The organism is Pseudomonas sp. LB3P58, assembly GCF_054897895.1.
In genome coordinates this window covers 4,259,954-4,282,557 of record NZ_JBUBVE010000001.1, presented here as the reverse complement: position 1 = coordinate 4,282,557, position 22,604 = coordinate 4,259,954, and the positions used below count along the sequence as shown (strand labels likewise).

Annotated in this window: 19 protein-coding genes; 8 read left to right on the top strand and 11 right to left on the bottom strand. The window is 58.5% G+C overall.

Features of this window, described 5'->3' with window-relative positions; all coding sequences use genetic code 11:
- The first annotated feature begins 7 nt into the window (after nt 1–7).
- Both ACYZTZ_RS19840 and ACYZTZ_RS19835 read left to right on the top strand, forming a co-directional pair.
- The gene (locus ACYZTZ_RS19840; RefSeq protein ID WP_007983498.1) at nt 8–493 is read left to right on the top strand and encodes a glutathione peroxidase; all 486 of its coding nucleotides are present in this window, start codon (nt 8–10) and stop codon (nt 491–493) included.
- Nucleotides 490–951: a MarR family winged helix-turn-helix transcriptional regulator gene (locus ACYZTZ_RS19835; protein WP_461999468.1), complete on the top strand. Its 462-nt coding sequence runs from the start codon at nt 490–492 to the stop codon at nt 949–951. Before ACYZTZ_RS19840 ends, ACYZTZ_RS19835 begins: the two co-directional genes overlap by 4 nt.
- Here the strand turns inward: ACYZTZ_RS19835 and ACYZTZ_RS19830 are convergent.
- Entirely contained in the window at nt 935–3,256 is a 2,322-nt protein-coding gene (locus ACYZTZ_RS19830; RefSeq protein WP_056742447.1) for a hybrid sensor histidine kinase/response regulator, read from the bottom strand. The two genes, ACYZTZ_RS19835 and ACYZTZ_RS19830, sit on opposite strands and share 17 nt — an antisense overlap.
- A 166-nt stretch (nt 3,257–3,422) precedes the next feature.
- On the opposite strand from ACYZTZ_RS19830, the gene ACYZTZ_RS19825 reads away from it, so the two are divergent.
- Both ACYZTZ_RS19825 and ACYZTZ_RS19820 read left to right on the top strand, forming a co-directional pair.
- Entirely contained in the window at nt 3,423–4,313 is an 891-nt protein-coding gene (locus ACYZTZ_RS19825) for an ATP-binding protein (RefSeq protein ID WP_461999467.1), read from the top strand.
- Entirely contained in the window at nt 4,310–4,792 is a 483-nt protein-coding gene (locus ACYZTZ_RS19820) for a GAF domain-containing protein (RefSeq protein WP_076028162.1), read from the top strand. The genes ACYZTZ_RS19825 and ACYZTZ_RS19820 overlap by 4 nt, the downstream gene beginning before the upstream one ends.
- Here ACYZTZ_RS19820 and ACYZTZ_RS19815 read toward each other — a convergent pair whose 3' ends face one another.
- From ACYZTZ_RS19815 to ACYZTZ_RS19775, 9 genes are all read right to left on the bottom strand, one after another.
- Complete coding sequence (locus ACYZTZ_RS19815) at nt 4,793–7,738, bottom strand: HD domain-containing phosphohydrolase (RefSeq protein WP_461999466.1); 2,946 nt, start codon at nt 7,736–7,738, stop codon at nt 4,793–4,795. It abuts the gene before it with no gap.
- Nucleotides 7,739–7,787: 49 nt separating this feature from the next.
- A complete protein-coding gene (locus ACYZTZ_RS19810; RefSeq protein WP_461999465.1) occupies nt 7,788–11,432 on the bottom strand; it encodes a transporter substrate-binding domain-containing protein in 3,645 nt (1,214 codons plus the stop codon).
- Between the two features lie 8 nt (nt 11,433–11,440).
- Nucleotides 11,441–12,067 carry a response regulator transcription factor gene (locus tag ACYZTZ_RS19805; RefSeq protein WP_033059130.1) on the bottom strand — a complete coding sequence of 209 codons (627 nt, stop codon included), beginning with the start codon at nt 12,065–12,067 and terminating at the stop codon, nt 11,441–11,443.
- Nucleotides 12,068–12,322: 255 nt separating this feature from the next.
- Nucleotides 12,323–12,715: a response regulator gene (locus ACYZTZ_RS19800; RefSeq protein WP_461999464.1), complete on the bottom strand. Its 393-nt coding sequence runs from the start codon at nt 12,713–12,715 to the stop codon at nt 12,323–12,325.
- A 183-nt stretch (nt 12,716–12,898) separates the two neighbouring features.
- On the bottom strand, nt 12,899–14,227 hold the full coding sequence (locus ACYZTZ_RS19795) for a deoxyguanosinetriphosphate triphosphohydrolase (RefSeq protein WP_056742437.1): 1,329 nt from the start codon (nt 14,225–14,227) through the stop codon (nt 12,899–12,901).
- A gap of 69 nt (nt 14,228–14,296) precedes the next feature.
- On the bottom strand, nt 14,297–15,460 hold the full coding sequence (locus tag ACYZTZ_RS19790; protein ID WP_461999463.1) for an EAL domain-containing protein: 1,164 nt from the start codon (nt 15,458–15,460) through the stop codon (nt 14,297–14,299).
- A 919-nt stretch (nt 15,461–16,379) separates the two neighbouring features.
- A complete protein-coding gene (locus ACYZTZ_RS19785; RefSeq protein ID WP_046049173.1) occupies nt 16,380–16,721 on the bottom strand; it encodes a hypothetical protein in 342 nt (113 codons plus the stop codon).
- Nucleotides 16,718–17,107: a phage holin family protein gene (locus ACYZTZ_RS19780; RefSeq protein WP_008145878.1), complete on the bottom strand. Its 390-nt coding sequence runs from the start codon at nt 17,105–17,107 to the stop codon at nt 16,718–16,720. The genes ACYZTZ_RS19785 and ACYZTZ_RS19780 overlap by 4 nt, the downstream gene beginning before the upstream one ends.
- Nucleotide 17,108: 1 nt before the next feature.
- Nucleotides 17,109–17,423 carry an ElaB/YgaM/YqjD family protein gene (locus ACYZTZ_RS19775; protein ID WP_046049174.1) on the bottom strand — a complete coding sequence of 105 codons (315 nt, stop codon included), beginning with the start codon at nt 17,421–17,423 and terminating at the stop codon, nt 17,109–17,111.
- A 306-nt stretch (nt 17,424–17,729) separates the two neighbouring features.
- On the opposite strand from ACYZTZ_RS19775, the gene ACYZTZ_RS19770 reads away from it, so the two are divergent.
- Nucleotides 17,730–18,938, top strand: coding sequence for an ammonium transporter (locus tag ACYZTZ_RS19770; protein WP_461999462.1), 1,209 nt, complete (start codon nt 17,730–17,732; stop codon nt 18,936–18,938).
- Here ACYZTZ_RS19770 and ACYZTZ_RS19765 read toward each other — a convergent pair.
- A complete protein-coding gene (locus ACYZTZ_RS19765) occupies nt 18,935–20,647 on the bottom strand; it encodes a cation:proton antiporter (protein ID WP_461999461.1) in 1,713 nt (570 codons plus the stop codon). The genes ACYZTZ_RS19770 and ACYZTZ_RS19765 overlap by 4 nt on opposite strands.
- A 207-nt stretch (nt 20,648–20,854) precedes the next feature.
- On the opposite strand from ACYZTZ_RS19765, the gene ACYZTZ_RS19760 reads away from it, so the two are divergent.
- From ACYZTZ_RS19760 to ACYZTZ_RS19750, 3 genes are all read left to right on the top strand, one after another.
- Nucleotides 20,855–21,091, top strand: coding sequence for a glutaredoxin family protein (locus ACYZTZ_RS19760; RefSeq protein ID WP_046049177.1), 237 nt, complete (start codon nt 20,855–20,857; stop codon nt 21,089–21,091).
- A gap of 168 nt (nt 21,092–21,259) precedes the next feature.
- Complete coding sequence (locus tag ACYZTZ_RS19755) at nt 21,260–21,577, top strand: hypothetical protein (protein ID WP_046049178.1); 318 nt, start codon at nt 21,260–21,262, stop codon at nt 21,575–21,577.
- Between the two features lie 71 nt (nt 21,578–21,648).
- Nucleotides 21,649–22,539, top strand: a complete 891-nt coding sequence (locus ACYZTZ_RS19750; protein ID WP_461999460.1) for a pseudouridine synthase — start codon at nt 21,649–21,651, stop codon at nt 22,537–22,539.
- The last annotated feature ends 65 nt before the right edge of the window (nt 22,540–22,604 follow it).

Sequence of the window (22,604 nt, the reverse complement as noted above, 5' to 3'; positions counted from 1 at the left end):
CCGAACCATGAGCGACAACCTGCTGAGCATCCCTTGCACCACCATCAAGGGTGAGCAAAAGACCCTGGCGGATTTCGCCGGCAAGGCCGTTTTGGTGGTCAATACCGCGAGCAAATGCGGCTTCACCCCGCAGTACAAGGGCCTTGAAGAGTTGTGGCAGACCTACAAGGATCAAGGTCTGGTGGTGCTGGGTTTTCCGTGCAATCAGTTCGGCAAGCAAGAGCCGGGCAACGAAGGGGCGATTTCCGAGTTCTGCGAGTTGAACTTCGGCGTCAGTTTTCCGCTGTTCAAAAAGATTGAAGTCAATGGCGCCGACGCCCATCCGCTGTTCGTTCAGCTGAAAAAACGTGCGCCGGGTGTGCTGGGTTCCCAGGGCATCAAGTGGAACTTCACCAAGTTTCTGATCGGCAAGGATGGCCAACTGGTCAAGCGCTTCGCCCCCGCGACCAAGCCGCAGGACCTGACCCGCGAGATCGAAGCCCTGCTCAAATGAACACCTTGTCAGTCGATTCCCTGAAGCTTGACAGTCAACTGTGCTTCAAGCTGTACGCCGCTTCCCGGGCGGTGATCCGCGCCTACAAGCCGATGCTCGATCAGCTCGGCCTGACCTACCCGCAATACCTGGCGATGCTGGTGTTGTGGGAATGGCAGGAGGCCGCCCCGGAGCAGCCGACGGTCAAGGCGTTGGGCGAACGCCTGGCGCTGGATTCCGGCACGCTGACGCCGTTGCTCAAGCGTCTTGAGCAACTGCAACTGGTTCAGCGTCAGCGCTCGGCGCGGGACGAGCGTGAAATGCACTTGAGCCTGTCGCCAACCGGCAAGGCTTTGCGCGATCAGGTCGGGCCGCTCAAGGCCCGTCTGCTATGCGACAGCGGTGTGGATCTGGATCGCCTGAATGATCTGCGCGATGGTCTTGATCACCTTTTGGGGCAAATCAAAGCGCTGTCGTAGTAGGAACCCACAAGTCCAGCAGGGCCGCCAACTCCTCCCGGCGGAAGGGTTTTGCCAGGTAATCGCTCATGCCTGCCGCACGACAGCGTTCGCGCTCTTCGGACATGGCGTTGGCGGTCAGGGCGACGATGGGCAGCTGTGGCCAGCGTCCGCTGCGACGGATTTGCCGACTGGCCTCGTAGCCGTCCATCACCGGCATGTTGCAGTCCATCAGCACCAGATCGAATTCGCTCTGCTCCAGCTGATCCAGCGCCTCGCCACCGTGACCGGCGACAATCACCTCGCAACCGAGTTTTCCGAGCATCCCCTTGGCCACCAATTGGTTGACCGGATTGTCCTCCACCAGCAGCACGCGTCCGCGTCGTTGTGGGGAGAGGGCGTCGAGCCGGGCACCGTTGATCGTGTTGAGTTCCGGCTGCAGGGTTCGCCGCAGTGTCTGGTACAGCGCGTTGCGCGCCAGAGGCCGCGCCTGTTGTTGCAAAGGGGCGAGGGCACTGGCTTCTTCGCTGGGCATGAAACTGCCGTAAGCGGTGACCAGCAGAATGGGGGCTGTGCACGAAGGGCGTAGGCCAAACAGGCATTCGGGGCAATCGGTAATCAGTACATCCGGGTTCAGGCCCAGCAACGAGTCATCGATTGAACGCTGCTCATAGTCGAGCCCCCAACCGGGCAACACACTGTTCAACAGTTCTGCCAGACCGCTGCTGGCGGCAGTGATGGCGATGACCTTGCCCTGTAAAGAGGCCGGGGGAAGGGCGCGGGTGTGGCTGGGCAGCGGCAGATCCGCACAGAACTGGCTGCCGAAGCCTGCTTCCGAGCTGATGGTGAGGCGCCCTTGCATGGCTTCGCAGAGGTTGTAGGTCAATGCCAGACCCAACCCGGTCCCGCCGAATTGCCGGGTAATGCCGGCACCCGCTTGCGTGAAGGGCTGGAAGATCTTGACCTGGGCGTCCTGGGCGATACCGATGCCGGTGTCGCAGACTTCGATTCTGACGCCGTCCCCGAATGTCGACAGACGCACATCGACCCGACCGAAACGGGTGAACTTGAGGGCGTTGGACAAGAGGTTGCTGACGATCTGTCGGACCCGGGTCGGATCCCCAAGCACCAGGGCCGGAAAGTGTGGGTCGATCAGGCAGCTCAGCTCGACACTCGGCGCGGCGTTTTGCGATAGCAGGTTCGCGGTGTCTTCGATCAGCGAGCCGAGGTCGAACGGAATATGTTCGAGCTCAAGTTGGCCGGCATCGAACTTCGACAAATCGAGAATATCGTTGAGCAGTTCCACCAGTACTTTGCCCGAGTCATGGGCGATGGACAGCTGTTGCTGTTGCTCGGCATTGAGCGGGCCGTCCAGGGAAAGCGCGATCATCCCCAGCAGGCCGTTGAGCGGCGTACGGATCTCGTGGCTCATGTTGGCCAGGAACACCGAGCGCGCTTCGGCCATGTCCAGGGCGGTTCTGCGGGCGACTTCCAGTTCCTGATTGGACTGGCTGAGCCGCGAGTTGATCGCCTTGAGCTCCGCTGTGCGGGCCGAGACGATGTTCTCCAGTTGCCCGAGGTAGTCGGTCAGGCGGTTTTCGGCGTTGCGTCGTTGCTGGATTTCGGTGGCGATGTTTTCGAATTGTTGATTGGCAACTTTGACCAGTACACCGATCTCATCGTTTTCATGGTCCGTCGGACACTCCAGCGACGTTGACTCCGTGCTGCGCGGGTCGCGACTGCTGAGTTCACGGATGACCCGCACCAACGGCTTGGTCAGCATCACATAGAACAGCGCCAGCAGGATGCCGGTCAGCAGCAGGCTGCGAGCGAAGCCGTTGAGCAGGGTCACCTCGGCCCGGCGCAGGAACCGGTTGCCGAATGAATAAGTGTCGACGTCCAGACGCAGGGTGCCGAGGGATTCAGTCGGCAAGTGATCCAGGTAGAGACGGTCTTCGAACTGCCGGTTGGCGCCGAACAGGAAGTCGCTGATCACCCGATAACCGCTTTGCACCTCCGGGCGTTTGACGCTGGCGAGCACGGTACTGTTGTTGTCGATCAACTGCGCGCCGATGATCGCCGGCGAGCGCAACAGGCCCAGGGTCAGTTCCTGAGCGAGTTCGGCGTCGATGTTATAGGCGATGCGGGACGCGGGGTTGTGGCTGATTTCCAGCAAAGACAGGATTTCGCGGTTGATGGAGGCGTCTTCACTGGCATAATCGATGCCTATTTGCAGCAGACTGAGCAGCGTGCCCAGAATGAAACCGACCAGCACGGTAAGCCTGGCTTGCTTGTAGGACAGCCGGTTGGTGAACTTGATATCCATGGGGTGTCGAACCACTTCCGTTTCCCTTCGCTGCTCAAGCATAGTCGATCATGCATGGATACCGATGTTCTCGCGAGCCCTTGTGCAAAGGGATGAACCGGACACCGAACGCTGTGTATTGTCGCTGTATCGCCATCATTACTGTGAACGTGCCCGAGGAGAAGACGTGGATTCCCGATTAAATGCTTTTCTTGAACGCGCCGATGCCGTTTTGGCCCGTATCGAACCGTTGCTGCCCACCCCTCGGCAAGCTATCGACTGGAATCATTGCCTTGCCGCACGCTGGCAACGCGAGGGGCGTAGCGGGTTCCTGTTGCCGCTGGAAGTCAGCCTCGACATGCGTTTGTCCGACCTGATCGGTGTCGACCGGCAACTGGAGCAACTGGGGCGAAATACCCAGCAGTTCCTCGATGGCATGCCGGCTAACCACGCGTTGCTCTGGGGTTCGCGCGGCACCGGTAAATCGTCGCTGATTCGTGCCTTGCTGGCCGAACACGCCAAGGCCGGATTGCGGCTGATCGAGATCGAACGCGATCACCTGGCGGATTTGCCGCGCGTGGTCGAACAGATCGCCAAGCTGCCCCAGCGTTTCGTGCTGTTCTGCGATGACCTGTCATTCGAGTCGGGCGAGGGCGATTATCGCGTGCTCAAAAGCGTGCTCGACGGCTCTCTCGAACAGGCGCCGGATAACGTTTTGTTGTACGCCACGTCCAACCGTCGCCATCTGGTGCCGGAAAAGGAAAGCGATAACGAAAACTGGAAACGCGTTGACGGTGAACTCCATCCCAGCGAGGCGGTGGAAGACAAGATTGCGCTGTCGGACCGTTTTGGATTGTGGCTGTCGTTCTATCCGTTTACCCAGGAACACTTCCTCAGCGTCGTCGAACACTGGATCGGTCAACTGGCCGACAAGGCGGGCCTTAAGTGGCAGCGAGACGAAGCACTGGACATCCTCGCGGTGCGCTGGGCCACGGGCCGGGGCAATCGCAACGGACGTTGCGCGTATCAATTTGCCCGCTATTGGGTCGGGCTGAAGCTGTTGGAGCACAAGGCATGATCGATTTACAGAAGAGCGGCCAGGGCCTCGAAGGCTACGGCATGCTGTGGGCGCAATTGGAGTCACTGCTGGCGGACGAGCGGGATTTCATTGCCAACGCCGCGCAGTTCTCGGCGTTCCTGTTCAACCAGCTCGATGACCTGAACTGGGCCGGGTTCTACCTCAATCGCAACGAAGAGCTGGTGCTTGGCCCGTTTCAAGGGCAGATCGCCTGCGTGCGGATTCCGTTCGGCCGGGGTGTGTGCGGAGCGGCGGCGGCCACCTTGCAGACCCAGTTGGTCGAGGACGTGCACGCGTTCCCCGGACACATTGCTTGCGACAGTGCGTCGAACAGCGAGCTGGTGGTGCCACTGGTCAAGGACGGTCGCCTGATCGGCGTGCTGGACCTCGATAGCCCGAAACTGGCGCGTTTTACCGCTGAAGATCAGGCCGGTATCGAGCAATTGGCGGCGATTTTCCTGCGCCTGACCGACTGCTGATCATGCCAGGCCTGCCTTGACCAGCAGGCTTGCCGGGTCCACCGCATCGATCTGTTGGGGATCGAGGAATCGATCGGCGTACTGCAAGTAGATTTGCGCGTTGATGAACAGCCCGAACAACTCAGGATCGATGTGGGCATCCCGGCACATGGTGGCCATGATGCCCAGCGCTTCGCTCAACGACTTGGCTTTCTTGTAGGGGCGATCGGCGGCGGTCAGTGCTTCGAAAATATCGGCAATTGCCATCATCCGCGCCGGCAGGCTCATTTCTTCGCGCTTCAACTGTTTGGGATACCCGGTGCCGTCCATTTTCTCGTGGTGGCCCCCGGCGATCTCCGCGACGTTGGTGAGGTGGCCGGGGAAGGGCAGGTGGCTGAGCATCAGAATCGTCTGCACCATGTGGTGATTGATGATGTAACGCTCCTCGCGGGTCAGGGTGCCTCGGGCAACACTCAGGTTGTAGAGCTCGCCCCGGTTGTACTTGTAGGGCGGCACATCGAGCTTGAACCCCCACGGATTATCCTCCGGAATCAGTTCGGCTTCAGGCCGTTCGAACAGGTGCTCGGGTTTGTCCGCCAGCAATGGCTCGCTGACCGGCAGTGTCGGCGCCGGGGTCCGCGCCTGACGCCGGTTCTCTTCCCAGGAAACGCCCAGCCGGTCATCCAGGGTTCGGGTCCAGGTGCATTGGGCGATGCTGCGCAGGCGTTGCAGGTCGGATTCGGCCATCGCCTCGCTACCCAGGTTGCATCGGGCAATGAACGCAAAATCATCGTCCAGCCCCGTCAGCGTAGCGTTGCGCAGTTCGGCCAGGCGCTGCTCGTCACCGCCCAGGGCCATGGCTTGCCAATAGCTGATCCAGGCATCGCGCTTGAGCACTTCGAAGCGGGTGCGGATTTCGTGAATACGGTCGTTAAGGGTTTCCAGCTTCGTGGCTTTATCGACCACGTATTCCGGGGTGGTGACCTTGCCGCAATCGTGCAGCCAGGCGGCGATGTGCAGCGCTTCCCATTCATCTTCGGTGGGTTGATAGCCACTGAAGGCCGGGTCCTGGCTGGCAGCGGCGGCTTGGGCGAGCATCAGGGTCAGCGCTGGCACTCGCTGGCAGTGACCGCCGGTATAGGGGCTTTTGGCGTCAATCGCCCCCGCCAGCAGTTGAATGAAGGAATCCAGCAGTTGTTTTTGTTTGGCTTGCAGACGCTGACTTTCAATACTCACGGCGGCCGCGCCGGACACGGCCTGGAGGAACGCGATGCGGTCCGGACGAAGTTTTTCCAGATCGCTCTGGTTGCCGGTATCGGCCAACAGCAGGATCAGCAGGCCCACGGTTTCGTTATGACGATTGTGCAGCCGAATGCCGATCAGATGAACGCGGGGACATTCCAGCGCATGCAACACCTTCTGCAAATCCCCGGCCTGTTCAAAACCAAGTGTGGTGACGACGTTGTCGGCATTCGACAGCTGTTGTAGCCATGCAGGGCTTTGCGGAGCCTGGAGTTCGTGTCCTCGAAGATCAAACGACGGCAATGCCCGTGAGGTGCCGTTGACGACCAGACCATGGGGCTCCATGCGATCGCCATCACTTTCGCGCAGGTAGATCAGACCGGCCTGGGCCTGGGCGATTTTCACGGTTTCAAACAACACCCGTTCCAGCAAGGGGGCGAAGCGAGTCTCGGCGCTCAGGCTGTCGGTGATCTGGAAAAAACTCGCCAGGGTGTCTTTCATGCGTGACATCGACACGCTCAGTTGGTCGACTTCGAGCACGGGAGAGCGACGTGAGGCCGGAAAGTTGAAGTCGAAACTGCGAACCGCATCGGCCTCCCTTACCAGCGCGCGCAGGGGTTTAACCAGAATCCGCGAGGTCAGCCAGCCCAGCGGCAGGCACAGCAACAGCGTGGCCAGGGTAATCAACGCACCTTGCCAGCGCATGCGGTAGGCATCGACGAGTAATTCATCTTCCGGCACCAGCAGCGCGAGTTGCAGTCCCTGGGGGCCGCCCTCCTGCATGCTGCTGCGGGCAACGATCCATTGACGACCGGCGACATCCAGGCGATTACCTGCGGGGGGATTGTTGAGCAATGCGCCGAGGCTGGGGCTCAGGTCGGCGGCTTTGATCAGGCGGGCAGTCTGATCGTCGATGATCAATTTGCTGCTGTCGGGATACGCGATGGCATTCCCTTCTGCATCGAACAGCACGATGTCGGTACTGGGTGTCACGACATGTTTGGCCAGGGTTGCGGAGAGTTCCGCCAGGGTCAGATCAGCACCCATGATGGCCTGTTCGCCGCTGCGTCGGGCCAGGGTAGTGCCGACAATGTGGGTGGAGAAAAAGATGTAGGGTTCGGTAGTGATCTGATCGCTGTCGCTGCGGGCGCTGGCATACCAGGCGCGGGTTCGCGGATCGTAGGTTTCGTCGGGGTTGTCCTGGCGGCTGATGAGGGTCAGATCCTGATCGAAAAACAATGATTGGGAGCGGACCTGACCGCTGTTGCCTGTTCGCTCAATGCTCCACACCTGATATGCCGCAGTGTCCGGTGCCTTGAGGAGCGTTTTCAGATCGGGGGTTCGCAAGGGCCGAACCATGAAGAAATCACCGTTGCCATAGCCCAGATACAACGAGGCCAGGTCGGGGTTGTCCTTGAGCGACTGGCTGAAGGGTTTGAGCAGCGCCAGGCGTTGCGCGAGGTCAGGTGCCTGGGTCGCCGGGTATTCCGCCAGCAGGGTCAGCAGATGGCGAATCGGTTCATAAGTGGCATGCAGGTCGAGACGGACGTCCTGCTCGATGCGGTTGAAGAGCTTTTCACTACTGGAAAGAATGATCTGCGTGGTTTGCTGGTAGTTGAAAAGGCCCAGCACCACGCCAGTCAGCAACAGCAGGAAAGTGAACATCACACTGATATGGACGTGCAGGGGAAACCGCCGTTGATCCGGGCGCAGTGGGCTGGGCATTGCGGGTCTCTCCATGATGGTGAACACACTGCTCAGCGTCCAAGCATAGTTAAGGCTCTGTCATTCTGCTTTTGTCGTTTTGGCCGATCTGTTGCTGCAATGCTTGCTCCAGGTCGAGCATGGCGCGCTCTATAGCCTTGCTGCAATCGGCCACTTCGTCGTGATGAAACACTTCATGGCAGGCCTTTTCCAGTGCCTCGCAACTGTCGATCACCCGGGAAGCCTGGACGATTCGGGCGGCGCCCTTGATTTTGTGGGCGACGTCGAGAAATGGCTGAGGTTCTTTGGAGGGGGACAGCGCCAGCAGTTCCTGTCGGTCCAGACGGTTGCTGTTCAACAGTTCGGTCAACAGTCGCTGGTCCAATACCGGATCTCCGCCGGTCAAAAGACGCAGTCCTTGCAGGCTGAACGCGGGATCGCGGACGATTGGCCTGATTCCTTCAAACCACTGACTCAAGGCTGTCAGGGTAAGGGGCTTGAACAGGCAGTCGTCCATCCCGGCTTGTTTGCAGCGTTGTATTTCTTCCGGTTGTGCATTGGCGGTAAAACCCAGCACGGTACAGGGCGGTCGGTGCGTTTTTTGTTCATGTCGGCGAATGGCGCGGGCCAGTTCGTATCCGTTCATGATCGGCATGTTGCAATCGACAATCACCAGATCGAACGGCTCGGCTTCCCATGCCTGAAATCCCGCCTGGCCATCCGGCGCGACGCTGAATCGGTGGCCCAGAAACTCCAGTTGCTGGCACATGAGCAAGCGATTGGCCGGGTGATCGTCGACCACCAGAACATTCAACGGGGTCGTCGTGGTGCGGATTTGCGCTTCAGCAGTCTCCGGTATCTGTTCGAGTGGCAGCGTTGTCAGGTGCAACGACACCTCGACTTGAGTGCCGACATCCGGCTGGCTGCTCAATTGCAGGCTGCCGCCCATCATTTCGCACAGACTGCGGCTGATCACCAGTCCAAGCCCCGCCCCGCCTCTGGCTGACTGCCCGGAGTGATCGGCCTGAGCAAAAGGTTCGAACAACTGCCGCTGATCCTGTTCACTGATCCCTATGCCGCTGTCGTGAACCTGCAACAGCATCCGGACCCGCTCAGGCGCGGCGGTCGGCTGCAGGTCGACGATGATCCTGATTTGGCCGTGCTCCGTAAACTTGATGGCGTTGCTCATCAGGTTGGACAGCACCTGTTTAAAGCGCATCGGGTCCAACAGGACATCAAACCCCGGATTGGCAGGGCGGAACTCCAGCAGCAGCCGGAGATTTTTCTGGCGCGCCAGTCCATCGAAGACCCGCACCACCGAGGCCACGATTTCACTTGGATTGACCCGTTCAGGGCTCAGGCTCAAGCGTCCGGATTCAATCCGGGCAATGTCGAGAATGTCCCCGATCAGCTCCAGCAGGTCCTTCGCCGAGTTGTACGCCACATCAATGGCTGGGCGATCCGGGTGCTCATGATCGATGCGCTTCAGCGTGAGTTCGAGCATGCCGATGACCGCATTCATCGGGGTGCGGATCTCATGGCTCATGGTCGCCAGAAAAGTGCTTTTGGCCCGGTTGGCTTTATCGGCGTGCTCTTTCGCGCAGCGCAGATCATCGAACAGTTGCCGCCGTTCGCTGATGTCGATCCAGCCGCCAATGATGCCTTGTACTTCACCGCTCGAATCACGGTAGGGAAGAACCCAGTGGTAAATCGTCAGCCTGCGGTCGCCGATGTGCAGCGCGCGATCGAGAATCAGCGGTTTGCCCTCGGCCACGACGCGCTGGTAATCGGCCTGATATTCCCGGGCTTCGAACGCGTTGCTCATATTGGCTTGCATGACGCCTTTGCCGATGACGTCTTCACGTTTTGCGCAGAAGGCTTCCAGGTAACTGTCGTTGCAGCTTTGCAGCAGTCCCTGGCGATCGCGCACGTAGATGGGATGAGGCGTCCCGTTGACCAGAGAGCGCATGAATTCGAATTGATCGTTCAATGCACGCTCGGCTGCCTGACGCTGCTTTATCTGGCGACGCATGTAAGCGTTCCAGGCAACGGAAATCAGCAGCAGCACCCCGGCACCGATAACGATTTGGTAGAACAGTCGGTGATAGTTGCGCCAGGTACTTTGCGAGGACGCCGAATAGCCGCGCCAGCGGCTGTTGATGATGCCCAGTTCTTCCGGTGCAATACTCAGCAGCGCCTTGTTGAGGATGGCGTTCAGTTCTTTGGCTTCCCGGCCTGTGGCCAGGGAGAATGCGGCCTGTCGGGTACCGATGGTGGTACTGATTTGAAGTGTTTGCTCGAAGAGCTGCGATGAGATGAAGTAGTTGGCAATCACCAGTGAATTCACCGCACCTTCTGCCTTGCCCTCGGCCAGCAACTCCACGGCGCTGAACGCGTCCGGGGTTTCAATCAGCCTGATCCGCGGGAACTCGCTGCGAAGGTAATCCACCAGGGGATTGCCTTGGGCAATTGCCAGGCGTTTGTCCTGCAACTGCGCAAGGCTTGTCGGGCTGTCGGCGGCTTTGCGAGTCAACAGGACAAAGGAGTTTTGCAAATAGGGGCGGGTGAAGCTCAGCGTCGATTCACGTTGGGTGCTGGGGAGCAGGGCGGCGATCAAGTCGGCCTTATTGTCCCTGATCTGCTCGATCATCTCGTCATCACTGCGGCTGCGATGGACGTCGAAGCGCAAACCGGTGCGCAATCTGATCAGCTCGAGCAAGTCCGCGGTAACCCCACGAAAGTTGCCATCACTGTCAAAAAACGTCAGCGGCGCAAAAGCCTCATTGACCACCACACGTACTACCGGGTGTTGCGCCAGCCAGCGTTCTTCGTTGTGGGTGAGCTGCAGTTTTTGATCGGTGAGCAGCATGTCACTGCCGGCACTCCAGCGTTTGGCAATGTTGTCTCGTTCGCTGGTGGGGATGGCCATGAGCATTGCGTTGATGATCCCGAGCAGTTGCGAGTTGTCCTTGTGCACGGCAAAGCTGAAACCGTGGGCTTCGTGTTTGCCGAAGTTGGCCATGCGGATGTTGTTCAGATACCCCTTGTTGATCATGTAATGGGTAGAAATGGTGTCACCCAGAAAAACGTCGGCTTGATCGAAGGCAACGGCATTGATCGCATTCTGGTAGGACGGAAAGGACGTGATGATCGCCCCCGGATACATGGCCTTGACCTCCTCCAGCGGCAAATAGTGATACACCATGCTCAGCCGGAGACCAGACAGGCCATCGGTCAAGGATCTGGTTTCACCTTCGCGTGTCACCAGAACCGGCTGGTCTATGGCGTAGGGGGTGGAAAGTACGATGTCAGCGTTGTGAGCTTCGAATCCATTGGCGGTCCCCAGCAAATCAATCTCGCCGTTTTCGAGTGCTTCTATAGCGGCCTCCCGGGACGCAAAGCGCAGAACCTTGATTGGCAAACCGGTTGTTTTGCCAAGGATGCCCGCGTAATCGGCGGTAAAACCTTCGTAGTCGTGACCACTGATGGTCAGGTCGAAAGGGGGGTAGTCCGGGGCGGATGTGCCCAGGATCAGTGCCCGTTTATGCTCAATCCATTGTCGTTGTGCGCTATCCAGTTGGACTTCCTGGTGTCCGGCCATCGAGCGACTCATCAGGGTGTAGTTCTCGCTGACGGTCTGCGCGGCGGCCACTGAGGCGGTCAGGCATAAACCTGCGGCCATGAGTGTCAGATAATCCTTTATACGACTGGGCATCCTGTTTCTCACACTAACGCGTTACGTTTTGCCATATCGATGAGTTCAACCAGGGATTTGGCTTTGAGTTTCTGCATGAGGCGTTTTTTATAAGTGCTGACAGTCTTGTTACTCAGAAACATACCTTTGGCAATTTCCTTGTTGGTGCGGCCTTGGGCAAAGAGTTGCAATACCATTAGTTCCCGGTCATTGACTGACTTGAACAGTTCCAGGTCGGCGAATCGCGCATCATCACAGCGAACAGGATTCAAGGCCTGACTTGGGAAATAGTTGTAACCCGACAATACGGCCTTTATAGCGCTGACCAGTTCACTCAGTTCTTCCTGTTTGCACACATATCCCGATGCGCCGGATTGCATGCAGCGAATACCAAAAAGTGTCGGGCACTGTGCTGTTAATACCAATGTTTTGAGGCGAGTACTCATTGCGTTGAAACGGGCGAGAACTTCCAGCCCATCCAGCTTTGGAATACTGATGTCGAGAATGACCAGGTCAGGCATGCATTCGCGAACCATCTGCATGGCGTCGACCCCATTATCAGTTTCGCCGACGACTTTGTAACCTTCATGTTCAAGCAACATTCTGACGGCAAGGCGGATAACCGGGTGATCATCGACAATAAAAACGGAGTTCATAATCAAATCCCATGCGAGCTCAAATAAAGCGCGCACCTTAGCTCAGATAGTTGAGGCGACGCATGAGCTGACGGACCTGCAGCGGCAATATAGGAACAATCCTACAGCTGAAGAAGAATAGGACTACGTATCAACTAGGTTTTTTATGAAGAAGGGTAAAGGTTGTTGATAGTTGGTCGAGAGGTTGGAAGTATTTAATTATAAGTTGTGAGTGGTGTTTTACCTGAGTTTTTAGTGCGTTTGGTGTGCGATTTTTTACAATGAGGCCAAGGTCAACAAGTTTCTAAATTCGGATTGTTTCAACGGTTTGATCAAATACCCCAATAATGGCAGTCCGTGTTCGCTGGCCTTTTTTTCAAGTTCATCCAGTTCAGCAGATGTCAGGCTACTTAACAGTATTGCCTGTCTAATCATCCCCCGGTGACTGGCGAATTCGACCAGATCAAGACCGCAGAGGTCGGGCAGACATTGATCGCACAAAAGAATATCAAATGGTTGCACAGCCTTGAGCATTTGTTGCAAGGCGCCGTCGGCACTGTCGGTGGTGGTCAGTTGGGTGAAACCGTAACTCTCAAGCAGATATTGAGTCGCCCGGAGTTGGAAGGGGTGATCTTCTACCAGCAAGATGCGCAGATCGTCTTTGAACATAGGAGTATTCACGCTTCTTCTGTCGAACTGAAGGAAGCGAGATTATTTCGCGAAGTTACCGAATAATCGATCAGTTAGCTCAGCGCATGTTGTAGGGGGATTCGGTGAACGTTGAGTGCACTTGGGGTTTGAGAGGTAAATCAACCATTGCAGGCGGCGTAATGGCTGATCACCCAGGTCTCATCAGTGGCTCGAACGACCGGTCATCTCCAGCGCCATTTCGCTGGCATAGCTGTCGGTCATGCCGGCGATGAAATCAATCATCCGTAGAAACGAGGCGTGCAATGGGCCGTGAGGATCGGGCGCATTGTTACCCAACAGGTCGAGGACTCGGCGACTCTTGAAGGACGGCGTTCGACCGTTGTGCTGTTCCAGTGCCGCGCCGCAGAAGGCATTGAGCAGGATTTCCAGCGTGGTGTAGGCGCCGATTTCATGCAGAGTCTTGCGCTTGTCCTGGAAGATTTTTTTCCGCGCCATGTCCTTCGCATTCAGGACGCAACGCTTGGCAGGGCCGTGCATGTGCTCCACAAGATCACCGGGCAGCGTGCCGGCCAGCAACGCGTCCTGTTGTTCGACAAAGGCCCGTGCTGCGGCGTTGGTCAGGTGTTCAATGGCTTTGCCTCGCAGGATCGCCAGTTTGCGCCGGCGCGAATCCAGTGGGCCGAGCTGGCGATAGGTTTCCGGCAGATCGTCACCCACAAGGTCCAGCAACAGGGACTCGACTTCGGCGTACTCCAGCAACTCCATTTCCAGACCGTCTTCCAGATCGATCAGCGCGTAGCAGATGTCATCGGCAGCCTCCATCAGGTACACGAGCGGATGGCGCGCCCAACGCTGTTCCTCGAGTTGTGGCAGGCCGAGTTTATGGGCGATTTGTTCCAGAAGCGGCAGTTCGCTCTGATAGCAGCCGAACTTGTGTTTCTTGTAGCCCAGTGAGTCCGCGTGTTTTGCCGTCCATGGGTACTTCAGATAAGTACCCAGCGTGGCGTAGGTCAGCCGGGTGCCGCCGTCGAACTGGTGATATTCCAGCTGGGTGAGTACCCGGAAGCCTTGGGCATTGCCTTCGAAATTGAGGAAGTCATTACGTTCGACTTCGCTCATTGCATCCAGCCAGCCACGGCCGGCGGCCTGCTGGAACCAGTGGCGAATCGCGTCTTCGCCGGAATGGCCGAAGGGCGGATTGCCGATGTCATGGGCCAGGCAAGCCGATTGCACCACCATGCCCAGGTCGCTGGGCTCGCACCAGTCAGGCAGGGCGCTGCGGATGGTTTCGCCAACGCGCATGCCCAGCGAACGGCCGACGCAGCTGACTTCCAGCGAGTGGGTCAGGCGCGTGTGGATATGATCGTTGCTGGTGACCGGATGGACCTGGGTCTTACGCCCGAGGCGGCGAAACGCGCCCGAGAAAATGATCCGGTCGTGGTCTTTGTGGAAAGGGCTGCGGCCGAGTTCTTCCGGGCTGTGCAGAGGCTTTCCGAGGCGTTCGCGGGTAAGCAGGGTTTGCCAATCCAAGGCGGGTTCTCTCCGTCAGGTGTTTGATTGCTTAAGCTTCCGGGTTCGCGTCCGGACCTGCAAGCGGAACTACAGCCCGGCGGCGTCGATATCGATGAGCAGCAGTCGCTCGCCGTGGTCGAAAAATTGCCCGGCGGTGAGGCAGTACTGGTTGCTGGTGGCATCGCGGTAAGTATTGGAGAGCGTCAACCTGCGCTCATCCCAACCCTCTGCCAGCAGGTGATAGAAGTAGGGACGCCATGACCAGTTGTGGCCCAAATAGCGATTGTCGGCCTCCCAGCCGTTGTTGCGCCATTCAAGGTTGGGCGTCAGCTGCGTGCCGTGGCGGTCGCATTGATAGAAGCGCAGCAGCCAGGGAAATGCATCCAGTTGTGGCAAGGCGCTGAGCGGCGCGCGGGCCTGAGCCCATGCTTGCAGGATGGTCATCAGCTCGCTGAGTTGCTGGCGCATGATCATCAGGCGGCCGCGCTCAGCCAGCTTCTGCTGAACATAGCGCTGACGCAGTTGCGCGAAGCGCTCGACAAAGGCGTCCGCGGCAAAGAAACCGGCTTGTGCCCGGGCGAACAGAAAACCCTGAACGTAGCGCGAACCGCACTCCAGAGCAAAACTCAGTTGAGCCTCGGTTTCCACCCCTTCGGCGATGATCCAGCAACCGGTTTTCTCCGCCATTTGCGCCAGAGCCTTGACCACGTCGCTGCTCGGTCCACCTAGCGCAGCGGCCTGGAACAAGCGCATGTCGAGTTTGAGAATGTCCGGTTGCAGCGCGAGTACGCGATCAAGCTGAGAGTATCCGGCACCGAAATCATCGATGGCGATCCTCGCGCCGGCCTGTCGGTAGCGTGCCACGATTTCGGTCAGGCGCTGGATATCGCCCCCCAGTTCGGTGATCTCGAAGACAATGCGTTGTGGGTCGACGTTGTGCCTGCTCAATTGCTTGAGGCTCGGTAGCGCCTGGTCCTGCCGCAAGCGGTTGATCCAGCGTGGCGATATGTTCAGGCTCAGAAACCAGTCCGAGGGCGCTTCATGCAGGCGGCTCAGCGCGTTATCGCGGATCTGGCGATCCAGACGACGCAGCGCGATGGCGGGCGTTCGCGGGTCGGCGAACAGCGGCCCCACCGAGGCCAGTTGACCGTTGGCCTGGCGCAATCTTCCCAGTGCCTCGACGCCAGCGATACGGCCGGTGGCGGTATCGATGAAGGGTTGAAAACAGGCGAGCGGTTGCCCGTCGATCACGAGGCCTCCTTGGTCAGGTCTTGTTATTGGATAAAACCTGTTCACCGGGTAGGCACGCAGGATTGAACCCCTCGATAAAGAGGTCCAATCCCGATGTTGCAAGAATGCAGCCAGATAACGTAATGCTGTTTACTTAACTCGGTGTTTCCAGGTACACACATGCGTAGCGAGGGGGCGGTGGATCAAGAGCGAGGCGGCCGACCTGTCTTTTCTTTTTTGTGTACATATCCGTTTCTGCGGTCACGGCGGCTATTGGTTTCGCTTTTACAGCGAGTCACTTTGAAAAGCGCAAAGTAACCAAACGCTCTTGCCCCTTTCGTTCGGTGCCTCGCCTAGGCTCGGCATGCCCTCGCTCCGGTCCTGCTCCGTGGGCCCGCCGCCATCGGCCATCCATGGCCGGGGGCGGCTAACCCGGCATCCATGCCGGGTTGCCCACTGCGCAGAACCTCCACTCGGCCTCTCGATGGGGCGGTGCATCAAGATCAAAAGCTGCAGGCGAGCTAACGCTCGGCCTGTTGAGTGGTGAGGAGCGTGCGTGCATCCCCCTCTCCCCTGTAGGAGCTGTCGAGTGAAACGAGGCTGCGATCTTTTGATCCTGCTGTGGCTGTGGCTCTGGCTTTTGATCTTGATCTGCCTGCCCCTTTCCCAGAGGCCGAACGCAGGCGTTGCGCAGGGGGCACCGCGGCAAGGATGCCGCGGTAGCCGCCCCCGGCCATGGATGGCCGATGGCGGCGGGCCCCCGGAGCAATGCCGGAGTGAGGGCATGCCGAGCCTAGGCGAGGCACCGAATGGCGGGGCAAGAGCCTTTGGTTACTTGGGGCTTTTCCAAGTGACCCGCCGTAAGGGCGGAACCCTAAGCCGCCGTGACCGCAGAAACGGATATGTACCCCAACCCTAAGTGAACAGCCAGATAACGGCCTTAGGGGTTACGCGAAGAGCCTTGCATGACCAGCTTGATCAATGGCCCCAACGTGGCGCCCAGACGAACCAGTCGAGTCAGGCTGCTGACGCCACCGCTCTTGGCGCCCTTACCCGTCAGAAAGCCCAGCAAGGTAACGGCTGCCACGCCCCAGAGTGGAGCGTGCTTGATGCCGAAGCCATCCTGCAGGTTTTGCGTCATCCCGCGCACGCGCTGCAAGGGTTGCAGCAGTTGCGCGGATTCGTGGCGGATTTCCTGGCGATGCATTTCCATGCGCAGGCGGATCAGCGCCTTGCGCATTTCGGTGCGCGAGCTGTTGTGAGGCAGTTCAGGCAGGCTCATGGCAGCAGACGCTCCCGATCGTTGGCCAACTCTTCCAGGGTGCCGTGGAAGGGCGACGATTCATCGAAAATCGCCGCTCTCAAGCGCATCGCACAGAAAATGGCCGCAAGTGTGTAGAAAACACAGAGCCCGATGATGGCCGCCAGGCGATAGGTGTCCCAAAACAGGATCAGCACCAGCGTCGACAACCCCACCAGCAACAGCAAGGCAAAAACCAGCGCCAGGCCTGCGAATAACAACAGGCTTACCGTGCGGGCTTTTTGTTCCTGCAATTCGATGCCGAACAGTTCGACATGGCTGTGCAACAGTCCAAGAAAAGCAGCACCCAGGCGCCGCGGTGAGGAGCTTGGGCCCGTCGCGGACGAGCCGGATTCGCCGATCGCCATATCAGCGCCGAGTGGCCAGCAAGCCAAGCAGGAAGCCCACGCCGGCCGCGATCCCTACCGATTGCCATGGGTTGGCCTGCACATAGTCTTCGGTGGCGGTAACGGCGGCCTTGCTGCGTTCGCGCAGGGAGTCTTCGGTCAATTTCAAGGTTTCGCGCGCACGCAGCAGACTGTCGTGGATTTGCTCGCGCAGCTCATCAGCCTGATCGCCGGCCAACGTTGCGGTGTGTTCCAGCAACCGTTCGGTGTCGCTGACCAGGGTCTGAAAATCATTCATCAGGATTTCTTGAGCAGTCTTTGCCTTGATGCTGGCCATGGGTGGATCTCCGTTAGTGGCTTCTGAAGCGTTCGAGTATGAGCCTTGCGCGAAGGTTCAGTACAAATGACTGGTACAACTTTTGCTATGTCATGGTGCGTCTGCCTGCGCCGTTGCGCTGTTGCTGGGCAGGATTCGAGCAAAACCTTATCTCAAATAATGAAAACTCGCGCAAAGGTTCCAACCTTGTGCGCCAAAGTGGCTCATCGGGATCAATCTGCTGATCCCGGCAAGTCGCAACTTGGTGCATGAATTGTCTGCGCGAACTGCTTTGGTGCTTTTTTAGCCTTCAGGTCTGCCAACCCCATGGAAAATCTGCAAAGCGCTGTGGACAGTCTGGTCCATAGCTCCAATACGTTGTTCATTCTGATCGGCGCGGTCATGGTGCTGGCGATGCACGCCGGTTTCGCCTTTCTTGAAGTCGGCACGGTTCGACAAAAGAACCAGGTCAATGCCTTGTCGAAGATTCTCAGCGATTTCGCCATTTCGACCCTGGCCTACTTCTTTATAGGCTATTGGATTTCCTATGGGGTGACCTTCATGCAACCGGCGGCCGTGATCAATGCGGATCATGGCTATGGGCTGGTGAAGTTTTTCTTCCTGCTGACCTTTGCTGCGGCGATACCCGCGATCATTTCCGGTGGCATCGCCGAGCGTGCCCGCTTCGTCCCGCAGTTATGTGCGACGGCACTAATCGTGGCGTTCATCTATCCGTTCTTCGAGGGCATGATCTGGAACGGCAACTTTGGCCTGCAAGCCTGGTTGCTGGAGCGCTTTGGCGCCAGCTTCCATGATTTCGCCGGCTCGGTAGTGGTTCACGCCATGGGCGGTTGGCTGGCCCTGGCGGCGGTGTTGTTGCTCGGGCCGCGCAATGGTCGTTATCGCGAAGGACGACTGGTGGCGTTCGCGCCCTCGAGCATTCCCTTTTTGGCGCTGGGGTCGTGGATCCTGATCGTTGGCTGGTTCGGTTTCAACGTGATGAGCGCGCAAACCCTGCAAGGTGTCAGCGGACTGGTGGCGGTGAACTCGCTGATGGCCATGGTCGGCGGTACCGTGGCGGCGCTGATCGTCGGGCGCAATGACCCGGGCTTTCTGCATAACGGCCCGCTGGCCGGACTGGTGGCGATCTGTGCCGGTTCCGATCTGATGCACCCGGTGGGCGCGCTGATCACTGGCGTCATCGCCGGCGCATTGTTTGTCTGGTGCTTCACTGCGGCTCAAGTCAAATGGCGCATCGACGATGTGCTCGGGGTTTGGCCGTTGCATGGTTTGTGTGGCGTCTGGGGCGGGATCGCCTGCGGCATCTTCGGCCAGAGCGCGTTGGGTGGGTTGGGCGGCGTGAGTCTGATCAGCCAGTTGATCGGCACTGCGTTGGGGGTGGTCGTGGCGCTGGTCGGCGGCTTTGCCGTGTATGGCGCGATCAAGGCGTTCCATGGTCTGCGCCTGAGTCAGGAAGAAGAGTATTACGGCGCTGACTTGTCGGTGCACAAGATTGGCGCCGTCAGCCAGGACTAGGTCTCTTCGTCGTCAGCGCCTGGATAGAAACCGTGCAGCAGACGATAACGGTCGTGCCGAATCTGGTCGGCCCGCTCCTGTACCTGATACGCGGGTAATCCCAGCATGATCAGCGCGTGGGAGGCGAGCATCAGGCTCGACTCCAGCAGTTCGGGTACGACTTCGCTGGCACCGGCTGCCTTCAATTCGGCCAGTTGGCTGTCGTCGCGCGTGCGCACCAGAATCGGCACGGTCGCGTTGAGTCGCCGCGCTTCCTTGAGGATCAGCAACGCGATGTCGCTCTGATCCACGGCGATCACCAGCAGCCTGGCGCGCTCCAGCCCTATCGCGACCAGCAGTTCACCGCGACGTGAGTCGCCATAATGCACACAGGATTCACCCACGGCGGCTTCCTGGACACGCACCGGATCATTATCCAGTGCGATATAGGGTTGCTGCGCGTTGCGTAGCGCGCGTCCGATAGACTGACCTACACGACCGTAGCCACAGATCACTACATGGTTATGCAAGTCGGCATTGAGCGCGCTGATTTCTTCGAGTTTTGCTTCTTCGTTGGGTTTGCGGTGCAGGCGTGTGGCGATGCGGGGTGCGGCGCGCAGCAACAACGGCGTGACGAGCATCGAACAGAAGGTCGCCGCCAGCAGCAGGCCGCCAAAATCCGTGGGCATCAATTTGTTCTGCTGCATCTGTGCCATCAGCGCAAAGCAGAACTCGCCGCCCTGGGCCAATGCCAGGCCGCTACGCCAAGCGGTTTCGCCATCGCTGCCACGCCATTTGACCAGCAGCGCAACGACGATGCCCTTGAGCAGCAACAACCCCAGGGTCAGGCCGAGAATCAGCAGGCCGTGGCTGGCGAACAACTGCAAGTCGATCAGCATGCCGATACTGACGAAGAACAACCCGAGCAGGATGTCGCGGAACGGGCGGATGTCGGCCTCGATCTGATGCCGGTAGTGGCTTTCCCCCAGCAGCATGCCGGCGAGAAACGCACCCAGGGCAGGGGAGAGACCGAGCAGGTGAGTCAGCCACGCCGTCAGCAGAACAATCACCAGCGCCAGTAGCACGAACAGTTCCGGGGAGCGGGCAGCCGCCACTTCATGGAACAGCCGCGGCAGCAACCAGCGACTGGCCAGCAGCAGACCGACGAACAGCACCACGGTTTTACCCAGCGTCAGTGGCAGCGCCCAATACCAGGCCTGGTCACTGCTGCCAGCGAACACCGGCACCAGGGTCAGCAGCAATACCGCCACGACGTCCTGGAACAACAACACGGCAATGGCATTCTGGCCGTGACTGCTGAAAATCTCGCCGAGACTGCTCAGCTCTTTACTGACAATGGCCGTGGAAGACAGCGACAGGCCGGCGCCGAGTAACAGCGCAGGCGTGATCGGCATGCCGAGCAGCATCAGCAAACCCCCTAACAGCATCCCGGAGCACAGCACCTGCAGACTGCCAAGCCCAAACACCACTCGGCGCAACGCGAGCATTTTCGACAGGGAAAACTCCAGCCCAAGGGAGAACAGCAGAAACACCACGCCCAACTCGGCGAGGTCCGGCAGTTCTTCGCTTTCATTCACCCAGCTGAATGCAGTTGGCCCGACGATCAGCCCCACGCACAAGTAGCCCAGCACCGGTGGCAATCGCAGGCGCTGGAACAGTGCAATCACCACCAGGGAGGAGGCGAAGATGATCAACAGATTGGCAAACACAAAAACTCCGGTGATGGACGCTGGTAATTCAAGCGTAGAGGCAAATAATCCGAGAGCATCGCGCAATGGGTATTGAAGACGACTGATGTGCGTCAGCGTATTGCCGCGATCCATTGCCGTTATGGCTCAAGGGTAGAGTACTCAATGGCTCGACGGCTTTTCGGGGCAGGCCTAGAATGATGACTTAATTTTTTCGGTTGAGCGCTCATGCTTCCTGAATGTCAGCTGTTCGGCACCCTTGGGTGTCATCTCTGTGAAGTGGCAGAAGCCATGCTGATGGAATTTGTCGAGCGCGGTCTGCTGGTGGAACTGGTGGATATCGCGGACGACGAAACATGGTTCGAAGCTTACAGTCTGCGTATTCCGATATTACGGCGGGTCGATACTGGCGCTGAGCTGGGCTGGCCGTTCAGTGCCGATCAGGTAGTAGCGTTCCTGCGTTAAACGGTGGTTGCGGTGGCGATGTTCCGCCTGTCGAACTTTGCGATGGATCCCCTTGGCTTTACCGGTACTGATCGGATACTGTATGCGCATACAGTTATTCGTGATGCTTGCCTTGTACCCCTGGTTTTCGGGTTTGGGCAGGCGGTCCGGGCGTGAGAGGGATGAATCGTGGTCAATGTCGAACAATTGAAGAACAGCGTGAACCGGATGTCGGCGGACGTGGTGCGCGAGGCTGTCCTCGAATTGCGTCTGGATGGCCTGGTGACGGAAGGAAAAACTCCCTTCAATAAACTGCATTTCAATACCTGTTTCGCCGAAATCGAAGCCTTGTTCCAGCGCGCGGGTTATCACCGGCAGCTGGATGTCGTGGGCTATCAGGGCTTGTTGTATGCGCTTTATGATCCTGGTCGCTGGGAGGCAGTCGATGTGCTGCGCTGGCTCAAGGAGTTCACCGAAGCGGCAGCGCGCGCGCAGATACCGGCTTGAGGATTCTCTTCTAGGTTCGTTCCGGCCGCTGTTGGATAATGCCGCCCTGTATTGAGGGTTAGAACTTTCGTATGTCCACTTCATCTTTTTCTGCTGCACACAACCAGGCCAGTACGCTCTACTTGCCGCCTGGTCCGTGGCAGACCGTACTCGATTGTCTGTGCGAACACTTCAGCGCCATCGGTCGTGAACAATGGCTGGACAGAATCGCTCGCGGTCGTGTCCTCGATGGTCACGGCATGCCGATCGCCCTTGATCTGCCTTACAAGGAAGGCTTGCGGATTCATTATTTCCGTGAGGTGCCGGACGAAAAGCCGATCCCGGTGGTCGAGTCGATTCTGTACGCGGATGAGCATCTGGTCGTGGCGGACAAGCCGCATTTTCTGCCAGTGACTCCGGCGGGTGAGTACGTGGAGCAGACCCTGTTGCGACGGCTGATCCGTCGACTCGATAACCCGCATCTGGTGCCTTTGCATCGCATTGACCGGCACACCGCAGGGCTGGTGCTGTTTTCCGCCAACCCGCAGAGCCGTTCTGCCTATCAGTCGTTGTTTCCTACACGGCAGATCGAAAAGCGCTACGAGGCCATTGCCCGGGCGTTGCCTGAACTCTCTTTTCCACTGGTCCATAAGAGTCGGCTCATCGATGGTGAGCCTTTCTTCCGCATGCAGGAAGGCCCGGGCGTCAGCAATACCGAGACAGCAGTCGACGTCAGGGAGAAGAACGGTGATCTCTGGCGTTATGCGCTTTACCCGGTGACAGGCAAGAAGCATCAGTTACGGGTGCACATGACAGCCTTGGGCGCCAGCATCTGCAACGACCCGTTTTATCCGCACGTACTCAAGGATGTTGAGGATGACTATGCCAATCCTTTGAAACTGCTCGCTCAGGGGCTACGGTTTGTGGACCCGGTCACCGGCCAGGAAAGAGCCTTCGAAAGCACCATCACCCTGGAGTGGTGATCACGAGGTTCTGCGAATCTGCTGATCTTCAGCCACGAAAAAGCCCGCATAAAGCGGGCTTTTTC